The 18,309-nt window shown below is 58.3% G+C and carries 13 protein-coding genes; 4 read left to right on the forward strand and 9 right to left on the reverse strand.

Translation table 11 applies throughout. The features are described from left to right. Nucleotides 1-4: 4 nt before the first annotated feature. Complete coding sequence (locus LAP85_13640) at nt 5-2,035, reverse strand: hypothetical protein (GenBank protein MBZ5497438.1); 2,031 nt, start codon at nt 2,033-2,035, stop codon at nt 5-7. Nucleotides 2,036-2,326: 291 nt separating this feature from the next. Here LAP85_13640 and LAP85_13645 point away from each other — a divergent pair, with 291 nt between their 5' ends. Continuing rightward, nucleotides 2,327-3,040 (forward strand): hypothetical protein, encoded by a 714-nt coding sequence (locus LAP85_13645; protein ID MBZ5497439.1) that lies wholly within the window; start codon nt 2,327-2,329, stop codon nt 3,038-3,040. 33 nt (nt 3,041-3,073) lie between these two features. Here LAP85_13645 and LAP85_13650 read toward each other — a convergent pair whose 3' ends face one another. The 3 genes from LAP85_13650 to LAP85_13660 form a co-directional block, all read right to left on the reverse strand. Beyond that, the gene (locus LAP85_13650) at nt 3,074-4,486 is read right to left on the reverse strand and encodes an MFS transporter (GenBank protein MBZ5497440.1); all 1,413 of its coding nucleotides are present in this window, start codon (nt 4,484-4,486) and stop codon (nt 3,074-3,076) included. Between the two features lie 33 nt (nt 4,487-4,519). Beyond that, the gene (locus LAP85_13655) at nt 4,520-5,956 is read right to left on the reverse strand and encodes an insulinase family protein (protein MBZ5497441.1); all 1,437 of its coding nucleotides are present in this window, start codon (nt 5,954-5,956) and stop codon (nt 4,520-4,522) included. A gap of 137 nt (nt 5,957-6,093) precedes the next feature. Continuing rightward, nucleotides 6,094-7,521 carry an insulinase family protein gene (locus tag LAP85_13660; GenBank protein MBZ5497442.1) on the reverse strand — a complete coding sequence of 476 codons (1,428 nt, stop codon included), beginning with the start codon at nt 7,519-7,521 and terminating at the stop codon, nt 6,094-6,096. A gap of 361 nt (nt 7,522-7,882) precedes the next feature. Here LAP85_13660 and LAP85_13665 point away from each other — a divergent pair, with 361 nt between their 5' ends. From LAP85_13665 to LAP85_13675, 3 genes are all read left to right on the forward strand, one after another. After that, entirely contained in the window at nt 7,883-9,412 is a 1,530-nt protein-coding gene (locus LAP85_13665) for a hypothetical protein (GenBank protein ID MBZ5497443.1), read from the forward strand. Nucleotides 9,413-9,654: 242 nt separating this feature from the next. Continuing rightward, entirely contained in the window at nt 9,655-11,022 is a 1,368-nt protein-coding gene (locus LAP85_13670) for a M24 family metallopeptidase (protein ID MBZ5497444.1), read from the forward strand. A gap of 246 nt (nt 11,023-11,268) precedes the next feature. Next, nucleotides 11,269-12,720 (forward strand): hypothetical protein, encoded by a 1,452-nt coding sequence (locus LAP85_13675; protein ID MBZ5497445.1) that lies wholly within the window; start codon nt 11,269-11,271, stop codon nt 12,718-12,720. 62 nt (nt 12,721-12,782) lie between these two features. On the opposite strand, the gene LAP85_13680 is transcribed toward LAP85_13675, so the two are convergent. The 5 genes from LAP85_13680 to selB form a co-directional block, all read right to left on the reverse strand. Next, nucleotides 12,783-13,508 carry a hypothetical protein gene (locus tag LAP85_13680; protein ID MBZ5497446.1) on the reverse strand — a complete coding sequence of 242 codons (726 nt, stop codon included), beginning with the start codon at nt 13,506-13,508 and terminating at the stop codon, nt 12,783-12,785. 156 nt (nt 13,509-13,664) lie between these two features. Then, a complete protein-coding gene (locus LAP85_13685; protein ID MBZ5497447.1) occupies nt 13,665-14,885 on the reverse strand; it encodes a hypothetical protein in 1,221 nt (406 codons plus the stop codon). Between the two features lie 351 nt (nt 14,886-15,236). Next, a complete protein-coding gene (locus LAP85_13690) occupies nt 15,237-15,944 on the reverse strand; it encodes a 4Fe-4S binding protein (GenBank protein MBZ5497448.1) in 708 nt (235 codons plus the stop codon). A gap of 110 nt (nt 15,945-16,054) precedes the next feature. Next, nucleotides 16,055-16,312, reverse strand: a complete 258-nt coding sequence (locus LAP85_13695) for a hypothetical protein (GenBank protein ID MBZ5497449.1) — start codon at nt 16,310-16,312, stop codon at nt 16,055-16,057. Nucleotides 16,313-16,319: 7 nt separating this feature from the next. Beyond that, entirely contained in the window at nt 16,320-18,308 is a 1,989-nt protein-coding gene (selB, locus tag LAP85_13700) for a selenocysteine-specific translation elongation factor (protein ID MBZ5497450.1), read from the reverse strand. Nucleotide 18,309 lies beyond the last annotated feature (1 nt).

Below are 18,309 nucleotides of genomic sequence, written 5' to 3' on the forward strand. Positions count from 1 at the left end.
CGGGCTAGTCTTCGCCGAAGAACTCGATCGCCGAAGCTCGTGTCAGGAGTGCCAGGCCAAGCAACCAGGAGATTGCGCTGGCCGTCAGGGCCGCGGGAGTGAACCATGCCGCCGATAGCGCCCACAACGTCGGGAATGCTACGATGAAGACGCCGCGTGCCCAACTTCTCCTTCTCAACATCTGGAGCCCGACACTTGCCTGCAGGGCAGTCCAGCCGAGCAGACCGCAAGCGATGAAGCATCCCGATATCACTTCGCGACGAGAGATGGCGTCGAAGCGATCCAAAGTGTTCCATGCGAGAAGCGCGGCAGCACCGAGCGACCACGCGGCCAATACGAAACTGATGCCCCCAACCATGGATATGGCAACGGGGGGCCTCGCCTGAGTGGCTGCTGGGGGCTGGGAGGGCTGGCGCAGCTCATCCCTCCTCTGCGCGCGCCGTTGAGGCCGCTCTAGCCACCGGTTGAATTGCCACAGCGCCGCGGCCGAAACCAGGCCGATGGCCATCAGGATCAGCCACCCGAGCATGTTCTGGGTCTGCTCGAGCTCGAGCAAACCATTCGGCAGCTTGGTGGCATTCTTCGCCATGATCCGGTTGAAAATGTAGGCGCCGACCGGGCCGCCGACCATGGAACCGAGCGCCAGCGGCAGGTTGGCATAACCGAGGAACAGCCCCTCCTGCCCTTTGGGTGCGAGCGCGCCGATATACTCGTACATGCGCGCCGAGGTGAACAACTCGCCGAGCGCGATCAGGGCGACCGTAAGGATGATGAACACCGACGCGATCGGCAGCCAGTTGGCGACGATCGCGCGAATGCCGCCCGCGGTGTAAAGCGGGCTCAGATTGATGATCATGGCCACACTGATGATCAGGGTGCCGACGATCATCGAGCGAATGGGCTTCATCTTGCCGAAGGTGCGCGAGATCAGCAGCTGCAGGCAGACAATCACAAAGGGATTGGCTGCGGTGTAGAGATCCATGGCGGGATTCGACTCGACGACCCGTTTGGCATAGAGCGGGATCACGTTGTAGACCTGATTATAGATGAAGAAGAATCCGGCCATCACCACCAGGAACAGCGAGAACCGGAGACTGCCCAGAACCAGCACCATGTCTGCCAGGATGCGGCCGACCGAGCGCTTGGGCTTGACCGGTGTTCCGGCAGCAGCTGCCGGCTCGCGGTAGGCAATCAGCACGACAAAGAAGGCGACGGCGGCGGCAACGGCGGCAACGGCAAAGATGTAGGACAGCTGGGCCGGATCGATGCCGGCGCGCTCCGCCGCACGCGCGCCGAAAATCCCGTTAATAGCCATGGCTGCTGCGACGACGATCAGCAGGAAGCCAAACGTCGGTATCCAGACGTTGATCTTCGCCTTGTTCGCCCTGGTCGTCCAGTAGACCAGCGATACCAGGCCGGCCGCCGCCAGGGTGCATATCGCCACCACCATCAGCACCGTCTGGGTGCTCGAGCCCGAGCGCACGACGAACGCCGTGCCGCGCCCGAACAGGGAGCCGATATTGATGACCATGTAGAAGATCGCGAAGCCGAGGGTGGCCCTGGTTCCGGAGGTCTTCTGCACCGTCCCCGAGATGCACGGCTTGACCACCGATCCGCCGATGCCGATCAACAGGATCGCGGCCACGACGGCTACCACGTCGCGTGTGCTCGCTGTGACCTCTTTGGCGATCGTCGGTGCGAGCTTGCTGCCGCCAAACCAGACCGGATATCCCATCAGGAGATAGCCGAGCGAAAGCAGCACGAATGCGATCAGGAGAGCGCGGCGGAACCCGATCTGGTCCGCGATCGTGCCCGAGAGGATCGGCAGGAAATAGACCAGCCCCCAAAGCACCGTGGAATTGAGGAAAGACGGCCAGGATTCTCCAAATCCCAGCTGCCCCAGGTAGATGACGACGAAGCTCGCCATCGAATAATATGCGGCGCGCTCGAACAATTCGGTGACGTTGGCGGTCCAGAACGAGCTTGGGAACGGCTGGACCTGTGCGACGGTCTCGGGTTTGACAGCTTGTGGCATGAGTTCTCCCCTCGTAGAGGTGCCGGCCCCTATGCCGGCGGCATCAGATCATGATCCAGCGGATACTGTTTCCGCGAGCGTCGAGCACTCAGAGTAGGTCCAGCGTGGCCTGCGCCCCCATAACCATATTGACATTCAATTGAAATCGGATCCGTTCGCCGTCTGTCATGCTCGAAATATGGCCGCCCAGCCCGGCGGCCATGCTATAGAAAGCACAGTTTGATGTCAACTCGACGGTGGTGTGATATAGATGTCATAAGAGTAATCGTGATCCGGAACCGAAAGGAGACTATGCATAACCATTTCCCGATTCTGATTATCACCGGCCGGCCGGCGGCGGGCAAATCCGAGATCATTGATTTCCTCAAAAGCTGCGACCCGATCGTGCGCCTCGAGAAATACCACATTGCCAACTTTGAGGAGCTCGATGATTTTCGCTATGTCTGGGAAACATTTGAACTCGATGATCTGATGACTCAAATGGGCAGGGAACGTGTCTGGAGCGATGAGAAATACTGGTTCAAGGATCCGTACATCTGGGACTTGTACATCAAACGTCTTGCGCTGGACTACAGGAAAAAAACCGTGAAGGATCCCGCCTATCACGACAGGCTGACGACGCTCGTGGAGTTTGCACGCGGAGGCGATGATGCCATCCGCCATGCGCTATCATTCCTTTCCGATGAAATGCTCGGCAAGGCGGCGCTATTGTACATCCGCGTGACCTACGAGGAGTCGGTGCGCAAGAACCGCCGCCGTGCACGCAAAGGCGAGGAGGATTCGATCCTCTACCACTCGCTGCCCGATGAAAAAATGGAGTTTTACTATAAGACCAACGATTGGGACCAGCTCGAGGCCGGCGACCCCAACTTCATCGAGGTGAGAGGATGCAGGATCCCGTATGCCGTCTTTGAGAACGTGCCGGAAAAGACTCTCGATCCGAAATTAATAGACGTGGAACTCGGGCGCGCAACGGCGAAGCTGTGGAGGATCATAAAGCATTAAAAGCAGGGACATCCCGGTTTTTTATCAGGGCAATCACTGCACGCGCCTGCCCCTGGGCATTACATTCCACAGGCGCGACATCACCAATGCGCCGGCCAGAGCGAATGGAATTGGCGCCCAGTGCCATGATTCCCAGCCCCAGTTTACAGTGATGTACCCGACCCCGATGCCAACAAATGCGCCGGCCAGGTATTGCATGCCATCGAACAGTCCTGCGGCAGTCGCCACTGCTTTCTTGCCACCGAAATCCATCGAAGCAGCGCCGCCGATCATGCCGTGCGCGCCATTTACACAGAATGAGAGAAGAACCAGAAAGCAGGCAGCAGCAACTGGACCGAACCTGAGGAGATCCGAGAGACCGAAAAGGGCGAGGAAGATCGCCATACCGATAAATCCAAACGTAATTACCGGAGCTCGCCGCCCTCCGAATCTCCGGTCAGAAGCAATCCCAAACGCGAATCCGCCCAGAATACCGGCCAACGCGATACCCCACGTTGCCACGATGTAAGGAAGATAGGTCACGAACAGCGTATCATCGGCACCGTGGAAGTCTACAAAGTACTTGGGCCACCACGCATCCACCACGCTCCGGCGCACGAAGCCGATCATCATCGATCCCAGCGCGATCATCCACATCACACGTGAAGCGAAGACCTTCCGCAGCACGAACTTGAGGGATGATGGCTTGCTGTCATCATCCTCAATGTCATCGCCGGTCTCGAAATCACCCAATCCCGCATCTTTGGGGGAATTTTCCATGAAGTAATAGTTGATGACGATGAGCACGACGACACATGCTCCGGGGATCCAGAACGTGTACTGCCACTGGAATGCGAGCAGGATGAGAGGCACACCCTGAAATGCCAGCAGCAAACCCATACGGATCAACACGCCGAATATTCCGGCGAAAGTGCCGCGTTCACGCACGTGGAACCATTGCGCGTTTACCTTGACAATAGAAAGCGCGCCAAAGGACTGGAAATAACCGTTCAGGCCCCAGACGATGGCCATGAGGGTGAGAATCATGCCGCCGGACAAACCGAACTTGAACATCGCGGGGGTGGCAACGTGGCGCGCGAGGCCCGTCCCTGCCCAGATTGCCGGGGACACCACGGCGAGGCTCGCCATGCCGAAGAGCAGATTCATGAAAGCCACGCCAATGGCGCCGAAGAGAAACCCTCGCTTGCCTCCGATCCGGTCAGCCAGAGGTCCGTTCAAAACCACAGAAAGTCCATATACCAGCGGCATGATCGTTTCGAAAACACCCAGCTCCGTGTTTTTCCAGCCGAAGAAATCCGCCAGGACCGGCACTACCGCAGTGTAGTTGTACCGTGTCATGTAAAAGCATGCGTAGAGAAATCCAAGCGACATCCAGTTGATCACACGTCGCCTGCGGAACTCAGAATCAAGAACCGGCCTGCCGTCGAGTGCGTATTCCATAGCCATATGATTGATCCGAAGCCCTGATTGAAGACCCCATCATTGACGTCGCAGATTCGGCGCCAGCAGGTTTACTTTCTCGAAGGGCAGCTCTTCGAAGCGGGCTTTTGGAAATTCCTTCTTGATCGCCTCCCGGAATTCCTTGACGTTGCCGACCAGAACCATGACCAGATTGGACGCATCAAAATAGCGCCCCGCCATTTCTTTGATCTGCGCCGGACTTACCGCGAGCACCTTCTGTTGGTAGGTGTCGTTGTAATCCGCAGGCAGATTGTACTGGGCTACGGCCAGGATTCGCGAAGCCACCTGCTCGCCGGTTTCGGATTGGATGGGAAACACGCCGGCGATGTAGTCGCGCGCGAAGTCAAGCTCATTCGGACCGAGCGCACCGGTCGACATTGTGGCGATGAGGTCCACCATCAACTTGGCTGCCTCGACCGTGGCCTCCGTACGCGTGAAGGTGGAAGCGGAAAAATCACCCGCCTGCAGGTAGCTGTTGAAACTGGAATAGGCGCCGTACGTCAGACCCTTTTTCTGGCGGACTTCTGTCGAAAGACGGGAATTGAATCCGCCGCCGAATATCCGGTTGGCGACATAGAGCGGCAGGTAATCGGGATTGTTGCGCCGGATGCCGAGGCGGCCGATGCGGATCTGGCTCTGGTTGGCGTCGGTCTTGTCCACGAACACGATGCGCATGCCCTGAGTCGGCTCGGGAGCCGGAGGGGCGCCCGGTTTGGCGCCGCGCGCGGGCCAAGCGCCTTTGCCGAGGTACTTGTCCGCGGCTGCAAATGCTGCTTCGGGTGTGATGTCACCGGCGAAGGCGAGAAGAGCGCCTTCCGGCCCGAAATGTGCCTCCCAGAAACGCACCAGATCATCGCGCGCGATCTTCTGGAGCGAGTCCGGCGTGCCGCTGCCGGGCAGGCCATAAGGATGCTGTCCATAAACAATCCGCTCCAGCAGGACCTCCGCAATATAGCCCGGGTCGGAGTATTGAACCTGGAGATTGGACAACGCCTGCTGGCGCCGGCGCTCCAACTCATCTTTCTTGAACGCGGGGCGGAGCAGAATGTCCGAGAGCAGGTCCATGGCCAACCCGAAATCCTTCTTCACGACACTGATGGTCAAATAGGCGCCGTCGTTGTCTGCACTGGCGCTGAGCGCACCACCCACGAAATCGATCGCTTCCGCAATCTGCTGAGCCGAGCGTGAGGCAGTACCCTGTGTCAGCAGGTCGGCCGTCGTAGCGGCAACACCGGGCTTGCCGGTGGGGTCGTTGACCGATCCGGCACCCGTGAGCACGAGCCGCACCGTCACCATCGGCTGTTCGTTGTCGGAAACGACGAACGTCTGCACGCCGTTCTCGAGTGTGCGCGTGGCTGCTTTGGGAAATGTATAGGGCTTTGCCGGCGCCGCCGCGGGCATTTGCGCAGCCAGCTTCATTCCCGGAGGAACAATGCCCGTGCCTTTCGTCTGCATGCCGCTCTTGGATGCCGATTCACTCTGGGGCTGCTGTGGTCGAGAACACGCCGCAATCCATAAGGCGCCCAGCAGCAAAATTCCGATCGTTCTTCGAGAAAAGGAATTATTGTTCATAATAAATAGTCCTCCCGCTCTTACCTGGCCGCCGGCTTGGGCGGCTCGATCAATAAAACGGTGCGCTGGGATTTGTCAAAATACTGGTGCGCGACGCGCTGGATGTCGGCGGCAGTGACGCGCAGAAAGCTCTCGAGGGAAACGTTGGCCAGGTTTGGATCCCGGCCGATCACAGCGGCGCGGCCGATGGCATCGGCTTTCTGCTGCAAGGAGCGGCGGCCGAGGATGTCGCCTGAAATCTGCTGATTTTTGGCCTTCTCCAGTTCCATGGGATCGACCGGCTGGGTCTTCATCTGCTCAAGGACTGCCTCCAGAGCTTTCTCACCGGCTGAGATGCTCTTGCCCGGGTTGAGAAGTGCGACGGCGTAGAAGAGGTTCGGGTGTTCGGTGAAGTTACCCATGCCGGCAGTTTGCACGGCAATCTGATCTTCGTAGACCAGTTTTCTGAAGAGCCGGCTGCTCTCCCCGCCTGAGAGGATATTGGAAGCAAGAATGAGCGGATATGAATCCGGGGTGAACTGAGCAGGCATGTGATAGCCGGCGACGATTGCCTGAAGCGGCGAAAGCGATCCATACCATTTGTTGAGGCGGCGCTCGGCCTTCTGGGCCGGTTCCTGGACGGTGACGCGCGGGATGGGTGCGCTGGGTTTGGGAATGCCGGAGAAATACTTTTCAACCCATGCAATCGCCTGCGCGGGAGCAAAGTCGCCCGCGATGATCATGGTGGCGTTGTCGGGGCGATAGTAAATGCCGTGAAATTCGCGTACATCCTCGAGGGAGGCTTTGTTCAGATCTTCCATGCTGCCGATGGTGGTGTGCTTGTAGGGATGCACGGTGAAGGCGGCGTCGGCGAGATCCTCTTCGACGCGGCCATAGGGGGAGTTCTCGACGCCGACCCGGCGCTCTTCCTTCACCACCTCGCGTTCGGACTTGAAGTTGGCCTCGTCCACATTGAGGCTGCCCATGCGATCGGCTTCCAGCCAGATGACGCGCTCGAGGTAGTTTGAAGGGAATGTTTCCCAATAGACGGTGACGTCGTCGTTGGTGTAGGCGTTGTCGAAGCCGCCTGCGGCCTCCACGATGCGCGAGTGCTCGTCCGGCCCCACGTGCGCCGAGCCTTTGAACATCAGGTGCTCGAAAATATGGGCAAAACCGGTGCGCCCCGTCTTTTCGTCTTTGGAACCGACGTGATACCACACCTGGAGATTGATTACCGGCACCGAGTGATCCTCGAACATCAAGACCTGCAAGCCGTTCGCAAACGAATGCGGCTGGATTTTCAGCTCGGGCGGTCGGACAGCCGATTCGCTCCTGGCGGGCGTTGCGGCCTGCGTCGAGGATGGCTTCTGAGCTGTCCCCTGGTCAGCCCCGGCCGCTGCGATTCCAAAAGTCCAAGCCAACAGCATGGCGTAGCCGGATATCCGGCACGTAATTTTTCGCGGAATCATGCCATTCTCCTTCAGTATAGTCCCTGCTCCGAAAACAGACTTTGCCGGGCGCAGCTGCCAGACGCGACCCGCCCCATGTCTCCCAACACCGCCCCGATTTTCATGCGTCGCAGGGTGTGCCCCGGGCGCATGGCGGGCTGTTCATGCAACACTCCTGCTCACCGGCGATCTCTTTGAAAACCATCGCGGCCGGCGCGAAAGAAACTTTCATGCTAGCAGCAGCCTACCACGGCGTCAATCGATGCCGATGCCGCTCACAATTTAAATGAGTTTTGTGCCCCCGTTCTGGCATATTGTCGTTCTCAATCTCAGTGGGGCCTCTATGACCAGGCAAACAAGATTCTCGTCCGGAAGGCCGGCGATGCGCCGGCGTGATTTTGTGCGGGGTTTCGCTCTTGCGTTTGGCGCGGCCGAGGCGGGCTTCGGCCGGTCTGGATCGGCACAGGTCCAGCAAAGGCCCGGCACCGCCAGTAGTCCAGGGGCGTCGACCAACCAAGCGCCGCGGGCCCTTTTTAACGGTATTCAGATGGGCCCGCACACCATGCTCGACGAAGGCATCGAGTCCTGTCTCGACCTGATCAAGGAAACTGCGGACATCAACGCCGTCTTTACTTACAGCCATGCTTTTCACGCCGACCTGCGCAAGCCGGCCAGCGCGCTGGCGAACGATCACGGCAAGCCTCCGCGGGTGAATCGCAGCCCGTTGCCTTCCGTGTGGGTCAAGCACCATGATCAGTATTTCCGCAATACCCGCCTGCGCGTCCGGCCGACGGATCCGAAGCTCGAGTACGCCAACCGCGACCTGTTCACCGAGATGGCAGAGCCGGCGCGCCGGCGCGGCATGAAGGTTTACGCGCGCATCCTGGAGAGTTCCGGCGCCTCGATCGAGAACTTTGCCGGCGTCGTGACGACCGATGTCTACGGCAAGCGCACCGGCGTGGGCTGCTGGTCGAATCCCGACTACAAGAACTTCTGGGCCGCCGTCGTCGAGGACATGTTCCGAAACTACGATCTGGACGGGTTCCAGTGGGGCGCAGAGCGCATGGGTCCGCTGATGAACGTCATCCTGCCCTGGAACGATGCACCGCCGTCCTGCTTCTGCGAACATTGCATCGCCCGCGGCAAGGCCAGGGGCATCGATCCCGAGCGTGCGCGCGAAGGCTACAGGACACTGTACGAGTACGTGCGCAAACGGATTGCGGGGGATCCCAAACCCGCCGAAGGAGTCTTCACGGTCTTCCTCCGGCACTTGATCCGCTATCCGGAAATCCTTTCCTGGGAGTACCAGTACCGCCTCTCACGCGAGGACGTTATGAAGGGCATGTATGACACGATCAAAGCCATCAAGCCCTCGGCGCAGGTCGGCTGGCACGTCGACCATCAGCCCTCGAGCTGGGATATCGTCTACCGGGCCGAGATGAGCTACGAGGAAATGGCCCCCTATTCTGATTTCATCAAGCTCATCCTCTACCACGGCGTGCTTGGCGGGCGCATCCGCTCATGGTATCTCGACCGCTTTCGGCGGACCATCCTGAGCGAACTATCGCTCGAGCAATCGCTCGGGATCTATTACGCGCTCTTCGGCTATGACGGAAACATCGAGCCGAAGGTCGACGAGCTAGCGCAAAAAGGTTTTTCTCCTGATTACGTCTACCGCGAGACCAAGCGCAGCGTGGCTGCGGCAAACGGAAAAACGAAAATCTATTCGGGCATCGGCTTTGATGTCCCCGGCAGCCCGCCCGACGATCCCGAAAAAATCTATGAGGCCACCCTCAAGGCCTTCGAGGCCGGCGCCGGCGGCATTGTCGTCTCCCGTGAATACGAGGAAATGCACGTCCCGAACCTCAAGGCCGTCGGTCGTGCCGTCCGCGAACTGGCAAAGAGGGGGTAGATACATTGAGCCGCAACGGCTCGACGCGGCGGACGTCGAGGGTGGCAGAGAGCGCAGAACATTCCTCATCTCACTCCCGCGCTCCCCCCTCTCTGCGCCCTCAGCGTTGATCTCTTGCTTTTCAGTCACAAAAAACACTGGCAAAAATGGGTCATAAAGACCGATATTGAGCAACAGACTGAGGCTATCCGTCGAGATCACAACGGCAATCGTCCCTGAATCTCTTCCCGGGAGGTAGGTCGATGTCCCCATATATTCGGAAAATCGGGCTGGCGGTACTGGTACTGATGGGCGTGGTCGCGGCTTCTCTCCGGCCTGAGTTTGCTGCCAGAGCCCAGGCCGGCGTCGCTGCCGATGCCGTGGCCGCGGGAGACCGCCCCGCGATCCTGACGCTGCGGGCGCAGGCGGCGGTTTATGACGCCTGGCTCAAGACCAGGCTGGAACGGATCCTGCCGGAACTGATGCGGCAGGAAGGCTTCGACATGTGGCTCGTCATCTGCCGCGAAAACAACGAGGATCCCGTCTTCTTCGCGCTGGTGCCGTTCACGTCGCTCTATGCGAGCCGCACATCGATGCTGGTGTTCTTCGACAAGGGCTCCGAAGGAATCGAGCGCCTCACCGTCAGCCGGTCAGGTATCGGGCTGCTCTACCGGAGCGCCTGGAATCCGGACAAAATCGACCAGTGGGTGAGGCTGGCGGAGATCATCAAAGAGCGCAATCCGAAGAAGATAGGCATCAACGAGTCCGACACCTTCAACTACGGCGACGGGTTGACGGCTACGCTCAAAAAGAAGCTTGTCTCGGCGCTTCCCGCCGAGTACGTTGCGCGCCTGCAGCCGGCCGAGCGCCTCGCGATCCGCTGGCTCGAGCGCCGCTTGAGCGAGGAACTGGAGGTCTACCCGCAGATCGTTGCCATCGCCCACGGCCTCATCGCCCAGGCGTTCTCGCGCGATGTGATCACGCCCGGCATAACCACGACTGACGACGTGGTGTGGTGGATGCGGGAACGGACGCGCCAACTGGGAATGACAAACTGGTTCCAGCCGTCGATTTCCATCCAGCGGCCGAAAGACAGCCCGTACAAGGACAGCCAGGTCATCCACCGCGGGGACATGCTCCACTGCGACTTCGGAATCACGTACCTCAAGCTCTGCACCGACACGCAGCAGCTGGCCTACGTCCTCAAGGATGGTGAGAGCGATGCGCCGAGGGGATTGAAAGACGGGCTGGCTCAGGGGAACCGGCTCCAGGACATCCATCTTGCCGAAATGAAGACTGGACGCACCGGAAACGAAATCCTGCTCGCGGCACTGACGCGTGCCAAAGCTGAAGGCCTCAATCCGAGCATCTACACCCATCCTCTTGGCGTTCACGGCCACGCAGCCGGGCCGATCGTCGGGCTCTGGGACCGTCAGGAAGGGGTCCCCGGCCTGGGTGATTTCCAGCTGCATGAGGACACCGTTCATTCGATCGAGCTGAATGTCAAAGCCAACGTGCCCGAGTGGGGCAACCAGGAGGTCACGTTTGCACTCGAGCAGGATGCCGCCTTCACGAAGAACGGCGCGGCCTTCCTCGAAAAGCGGCAGACGGCGCTGATCCTGATCAGGTAGCGCGGGGACGCGCGGCCCGGAGTGAGGGAAACCGTCGTGGTTTCCCCGGACGGCAAGACGCTTACCACTACCTGCATTAGCACTGACGCACGGGGCTAGCGGGTCAGATCCGTGGCGGTGTTCAACAAGCAGTGACCTGGGATTCACAATCCATAACTTGGACCCGTTCGACTTTTCTTTTCAGCGCGACAGAGTCAGGGGATACCCGGAAAAGGGAATACTTTCAAGGGGCAGGAAATCATGTGCTTGCAGACCAGTCATGTGCGTCCTTACCAGAAATGGAATTGGGCGGGGGACGAAATCGTCCACGATACTGTGATTCCGGCCTCCCGAACCCTCCCCGGCGGCAAGCGCAAGCACTATCCGATTGATCTCCGTGAATTTCTCTCCATCGAGGATAATGCGGTCGTTCGAAAACACCTGGAAATGCTGATTGATGAGTTGCCGGGCCCCGCACGCGCAGGCTTTTTCTCGAGGGAATCAGGGACCTTCGATTTGCGCCTGGCCAAAGTCGCCGCATACATGTCCCGTTTTCACTACCGGTGGTCTCCGCGCCGTTTCGATCAGTGGCTGTTTCCCGAGGAGACACTGGCGCTGGGGGGAGGGGACTGCGAGGATCTCGCGTTTCTCCTGGCTGCCCTGCTCGAGGCCAGTGGCATCAGCCCCTATTGCCTCCGTGTCGCCTTGGGAACGGTGGTGAATCACACCGGTCCGCAGAAGACCGAGCGCTGGGATCACGCGTGGGTCATCTATCAAAACGAAGGAGGTGCATGGGAACTCCTGGAACCGGTGGCCCTGGTTCATGAGGGTCGCAGGGCGCACCCTTCCCGTCCGGCGCGGCCAATCCGTCTGCGGCAGAAGCATCCCGACGTCGAATATGTTCCTCATTTTGTTTTCAACAGGAATCACGTGTGGAGACTGCATGCCGCCGAATCCGCCGCGGCGAGGACTCTTACCGATTACGTCGGAACCCGCAAAGATCGTGAATTCTGGCAAAGCTACAAGCCTCGATTCGCGGCGAAGGTGCACTGGAGCATATTCGATGAAGCTCTCGCCGGCATGCCTGACGATGACCTCGAGCGCGTCAAGCGGGCCAGTCTCTGGGTGGACACCGATGTTCTCCGCTATGATCCTCGCGATCATTTTGACTTTGCCTACATCGACGCCGCCTGGGATCGCGTCAGACGCCGGCTGGCCACGGGCGATCTGACAGATTTCGCGCTTGCGGCTCATGCCATCGGCGATTTCTATGCGCATTCTTTCTATGCCGACTTCGCGCCGGCACAGGGTGATGGATCCATTGAGCCGTTCGACCCGATGCATCCGCCGCCTCCAGACCAGCTCGTCTATGATTTTCAGTCCTTCATTCCGCTGCCGGGCTGTCAATCGACACCGGGCCAGGCTGCCGCTCATTGGAAGGGCAGCCTCATCAGCGGCCAGTGGTGGCGCTGGTTCACCACGTTTCCCGACGACCTGGAGACCTCACCGGATTTTTCGTGGCATCGATGTCTTCCCGACCACGACATGGTGGCAGTGGACGGCCCCAACCCCAAACCGGAGCAACGCCACTATGCTGGAAATGAATATCTGAGGCAGTTCAATCTTCGCCGGAACGCTGCCATCGAGCATATCCGCAGTGTCTATGCCTCATGGCCGGCCCGTGCCGATGGTGGAAGCCAATCACAAAACCGCCGATAAACACCGATGAACGCAGACAGTCGTCCGTGTTCAATCCGGATTCATCAGCGGTTTCATTTCCCTTACCCGGCATCGCCCGGCGATCCTGAAACTTCTTCGATCATGGGCGGCTCCGGGCGCGGCACCGGCTCCACCTTGAAGGCTGCCGTCAGCCGCTCACGATATAGTGGGCTTAGAAAAACCGTAAGAATAAACGGGAAAACAAGAGCAAAAAGCAGGGATGTCGCAAACACCTCGAGAACGACAAACGCCAAAACCACCCGCCACCATTGATGCCCGGCAGGAGGTGCCATCAGAATCGCGCCTGCCACAAGAAGCACGCTCAGCACTGACACCAATATGAAATCCCACCGCAGAAACGATCCAGTGAAACGCCCCAGGTTCCAGCGTTTTCTGCAATGCCGTCCCGCCAGGAACAGAGTGAGCGGCAGTACCACTGAAACCAGGCTGTAACCTGTAAGCAGGATCGCACTTTCAGTCTGTCCGACTCCCTGTACGAATAACAAGATCAACACACCCGGCAAGACAGCCAGCGCCGGAACCACCAGATATCTCGCTATGGAGGACCCGGAAGGGATGGCGTAGGTCAACAGGACGAGGATGCCCAGGCTGCTTGCCAGCATGACGATGTACGGATACATATAGGCGAAGCCGTCGGCCAGCCCCGTTGATGGCAGCCACTGGCCCGCAATCATGATCGCCACGATCACCCCGAACGGAACCAGCACTGACCAGGCCCTGGCTTGGCGATTGGGTTTCAAAAGCAGGAAGGGCAACAGGATGAGCAAGGGTAGACAAGGCGCCAGCACTCTAATCAGGGGCCAATGAACAACGACTGGCGTCGATTGCCTGGGGCTCAAAGCGCCCAGGTCGTACGAAGTGAGAATCTTGAGATCGCCGGAAGTAGAGTAGGGTACTCGCCATGAGTACGCGCAGGTTCCGCCTCAGCCAAACTCGAAATTGCCGCTCGCCAGCTGGCGATCACCTTTATAGATGGCCCATCGGGGTGGCTTACTGCGGTCCGGATTGACATTCGCGTACTGTTCCCCGCCGGCCCCCCTCAAAACATAATTCATTTTCAAGACATTGCCGCTGACCGCTGCGGTAACACTACTTTCCAATGGCCCGCCTGCCTTCAAGCGATACGGAGTGCCCGGGACGAGGGAAAACTGCGGTATTTGATCTAAACTGGTCGCATTAAAGGAATTCGTGAATGGAGACTCCAGATAAATCGCCTGAACACGATATTTCCCGATCGGAAGAACGGTAGACTGGGCTGAAACATCCACAAGAGCAAGCACGTCTTCCCCTTGAAGAACCAACCGCTGAATGAATTGACCGTCAAGGATCAGTTCTCCCGTGGGCGAATTGATTTCCGTGAAATGGGCGGTGAGGGGCGCGAAGGCCTCGGATCCGGCGCTAAAACTGAAATCCACCTGGTAGTTGTGGCCGCACAGAAAAAGGTCCTTTGAGACCGGCATCGCATCGTAGGCCAGGCCCCGCTGTCTATCTTCGGCACTGCCGGCAATGAGACTGATTGAGAACCGGTCCTGGTGATTGATTTCCCCGTCGAGATTGTCCTGCACCATGAGCCGCCATTTCCTGCCATCGAGCTCGATATCACCATTGTAGGAGGATGTTACATAGAGATAGGCGATGTTTCCGTTGATTAGAAGTAAGTCCAATGAATAGAAGCGATCCACTCCGTTTTTGTGGAGACTGACCTGGACATCCTTGAATTGGAGAGAGCTGCTGCCTCCCGTTCCCTTATAGATGCCTTGCGGATCGTCGGACAAATCCAGATTTTGATTGAGGTCCAGGTATAGGGTTCGTTCCGTGAAGTTGACGGCGAATCCCATGAAGTCGTTCTTGTCAGGCCCGGTCACGAGCGCGCGCCGCAAGATTTTGTCTCTGCCGAAATCCGGCTCCTTGCGGAATTTCACTTCCTGCTTCCCCGGGCTGATGGGAAAAACGGTGCTTTTTTTGACGTAGTTCAGGGGAAAGGAGACAACCGCCCCCGTGGACCGCGTTTGAGCCTGTGCGGGCAGGTGAAGAAGGCATATGCCCGGAGCGATAAACAATGCCGGCAGGCAGCCGAAAAAGAGAATAAAAGAAGGTTTCCTGAACAGGCGAGTGAAAGCTACTCTCTTGGTTTTGGAAATCATGGTCTCACACAATATCCGATGGCTTCAGGTGAATAGCAGTGCCCGGTAATCTCATTACATATTAAGCCAGTCCGCCGCGCCGAATCCACCTATTTTGCTGTTGCATTGACATTGATGGAGACCAAAAGATCAACGCATAGCGCGCGGACCACAGTTGAAGTTGCGGAGAGTTGGAGATGGAGGCTCAAAAGGCGCTGCGCCTCTCCCGGTTTAACGTGAATTATTAAAGCAGAACCGCACGCCCGTGAAAAGCAACAGAATTGGACGCGGATAAACGCAGGCTGGAGCTTTTCCGCGTCCAAAACTGCATTTTGGTCGCACATTCATGAATAATCCGGGTTAAGAATACTGTTATCTTTTATTTTCGTGTATGCAGGCGGTCTGGCATTCGTGGCAGACGATGCACTCGGCGTCGCGGTTGGCAGGGATCCCCTGGTTGATGCGGACCGAGGGCTGGATATCCATCGAGCAGGCGGCATCGCACTTTTTGCAGTTCAGGCAGGTTTCCTGGGGCGCTTTGATTGCCCACACACTCAAGTAGTTCAATGGAGCCAGAAGGGCGCCCAGCGGGCAGAGCGCTTTACAAAAGGAACGCGCACTCACAATCGCGAACACCAGAATGGCCAGCAGCACCAACCAGCGCACCAGGGTCGCGCTTTGAAATGTTGAAAAGCCCGCCGCAATCACGCTCGGCACGCTGGACTGGAGAGTGCCTGCGGGACAGAGCCGGCAAAAGGAGTACAGCGTGCTCTCACCCCAAAGGTAAGGAGTCAGGATGACCACCAGAAACAGGAGGGCATACTTGATATAGTTGGTCCAATTCGGCAGGATGACCTTGACGGAAGGGATCTTGTGAAGCAGATCCTGCAGCAGACCAAACGGACATACCCAGCCGCAAAGCAGCCGCCCCAGGAATACACCCGCCAGCAGGACCATCCCCAGCGGCAGGAAAGGGAAAACGTGGTATCCGGAGAAATGGACGAAAACCCCGATGGGGCAGGCGAACCAGGACAGCGCGCACGAATGACAGCTGAGAACCGGATTACAGAGCCACTTCAATTCCGGGCCCCACGAGCTATGCAGCAGCAGAAGAGAAATATATTGTATCGTACGCCGTTTTTGCATTGGCTATAGAGTGGCAGCCGCCATGACTGCCCGGTATATCATTGTCAAGTAGGACAAGCCATCTTACCCTTCGGCACAGCACGATCGTAAGTGCTGTACAGCTCGCCCCATTTGCGAATCGTGCCGCTGAAGGTGGCATCCTCGACCAGTTTGTATTCGCTTATTCCGGTGTAACTCCGCAGCCCGAACTCCTCCTTGGATTTGTCGTAGACCTTGTGCTCTCGGTAGCTGCCGGCGATCAAGAAGATGACTGCTGCGAGCCCCAGAACAATTTGGAGGATTCTTTCGCGCGTAATCTTCATGGACATTTCACAAAAGGTGTATCTGATAATCGGGTGCCAGTTTCCTGTCGTTGCCGATTCGCAGCGTGACACGCCGGGCATCGAGCCAGTCCAGGATGGCTAATGCATATTTTCGGCTGGAATCGATTTCATATTTAAAGTCTGCCGAGTTAAGCACTCCTTTTTCCTGGATGATTGCGACGACCCGGGCTTGCGCCCGATGGAATGATTGTGCACTCAAAACCACGTTTTTTGAAACAGAAACCAGCTTTCCCTGGTCAAACAGGTGCTCGAGCACCCGATGGATCTTTTCCTCGGACTCGCTCAGCATGCCGGGCAGCTCATCAGGCCGCGGTGATTTGAAGCCCGTTTGCGCGTATATATCGAGCAGACGCCTGATCAAGGGGCCTTCAGCCTGATCCATCATCTCCGCTGCCGCCGGGAGCACTACTTTGTGCCCTTGAGGACGGATGAGCTCCGCCTGTTCCAGTTCCAGCAACAGCCTGTCCCACAAAGGCGCGGGATAGTTCAATTCCTGGCGCAGCTCCTCACGCCGAAGACTCATCGTTTGCTTGGAGTTGCTTGCCTGCAGGATCCGTTCTCGCGCGGCGTCATAGAAAGACCGGTAATTGTGAGCATGTATGAAATATTCTGCCTCCAAGGCAATCACCAGGCTGTCGCGATTCAGGCGAGGCATGATCCGGCGGATGGTGTCGATGGGCAGCAACGTTCCCGCCGAAATTTCCTGCGGAGAGGCTCCCATGGGCCTGTCATGGAGCAGGAAATACTCCACTCGCCCGGCATCCCATTGCTCACTCGAGGGAACGTTTTTTTCAAGAAAGGCCTGCTGGGCCATGAGATCGTGCGCCTGTTCCTTGCGCGGCAGTCGCCGTGTTTCTTCACTTACCTCCATGATGGTTCCGCCCGCAACCGTCGTTGCAGGCGAGAGGCGCCGGAGAATGAATCGGTCGTAAGCCGCTGCGGCGATCGGGCTGTCAAGCAGGATGGTGGCAAAACTCTGCCGGCTGCCGGGGAGGACTTTTTCCTCCAGCAAGTAAAGCTTGCCTCCTGTTTCGCTGGTGCCGGTGTGAAATTTGATCAATTCAGCATTTTGCAGCGGCCTTTCCAGCCGGCTGACAGCCGTGAGCCTTACCTGGACCTGACGAACGGGATGCAGGTAACCCGGCAGGCAGACCACCTGGCCTCGCGCCAATTGCAGTTTGGGCAACTCGGGAATATTCAGAGCCAGGCATTGGCCGCAACCTCCCTCGCCGGCATCGCGCAGGAATCGTTGGATGCCGCGAATGCGGCCAGTCCCACCGCCGGGGGTTAACTCAACCTGCGCCCCTATCGAAATGGAGCCATCCACCGGAATCCCGGTGACGACCGTGCCAAAACCGGGGCGGGAGAAGTATTGTGCAACGGGCATCCGGAAAATGCCGCGCCCCCGCGTGGAAACACTGGCCTTCACGCGTTCGACCAGGTGCTCATAGAAAGGCTCAAAACCTTCGAACGTTTCCGAGGAGATCGGGCAGACCGGCGCACCTTCGAAGAGGGTGCCTTTGAGGAAGGAACGAATCTCCGCGCTGCGCTGCTCAACCAGGACCTTGTCTACCAGGTCGATTTTTGTGAGCGCCACCATGCCGTGGCGCACACCCATCATGGACATGATTTCCACGTGTTCTATGGTTTGAGGCATGATGCCGTCGTCGGCGGCTATGACCAGGAGCGCCAGGTCGATGCCGGAGACGCCGGCCACCATGGTGCGCACGAACTTTTCGTGACCCGGCACATCGACCACCCCCACGCACAAATTGCCGCCGATCCAGCAGGGAGCAAAACCCAACTCAATGGTGAGGCCGCGCTCCTGCTCCTCTTTGAGCCGGTCGGTATTGCACCCCGTCAACAGGCGCACGAGCTTGGTCTTGCCGTGATCGACATGGCCGGCCGTCGCCATCATCATGATGACGTCGGGATTAAGCTCTGGGCGAAGCAAACCGGGCGGCCGCGGACTCATA

It is taken from the genome of Terriglobia bacterium (assembly GCA_020072565.1).
Lineage (GTDB): Bacteria > Acidobacteriota > UBA6911 > UBA6911 > UBA6911 > JAFNAG01.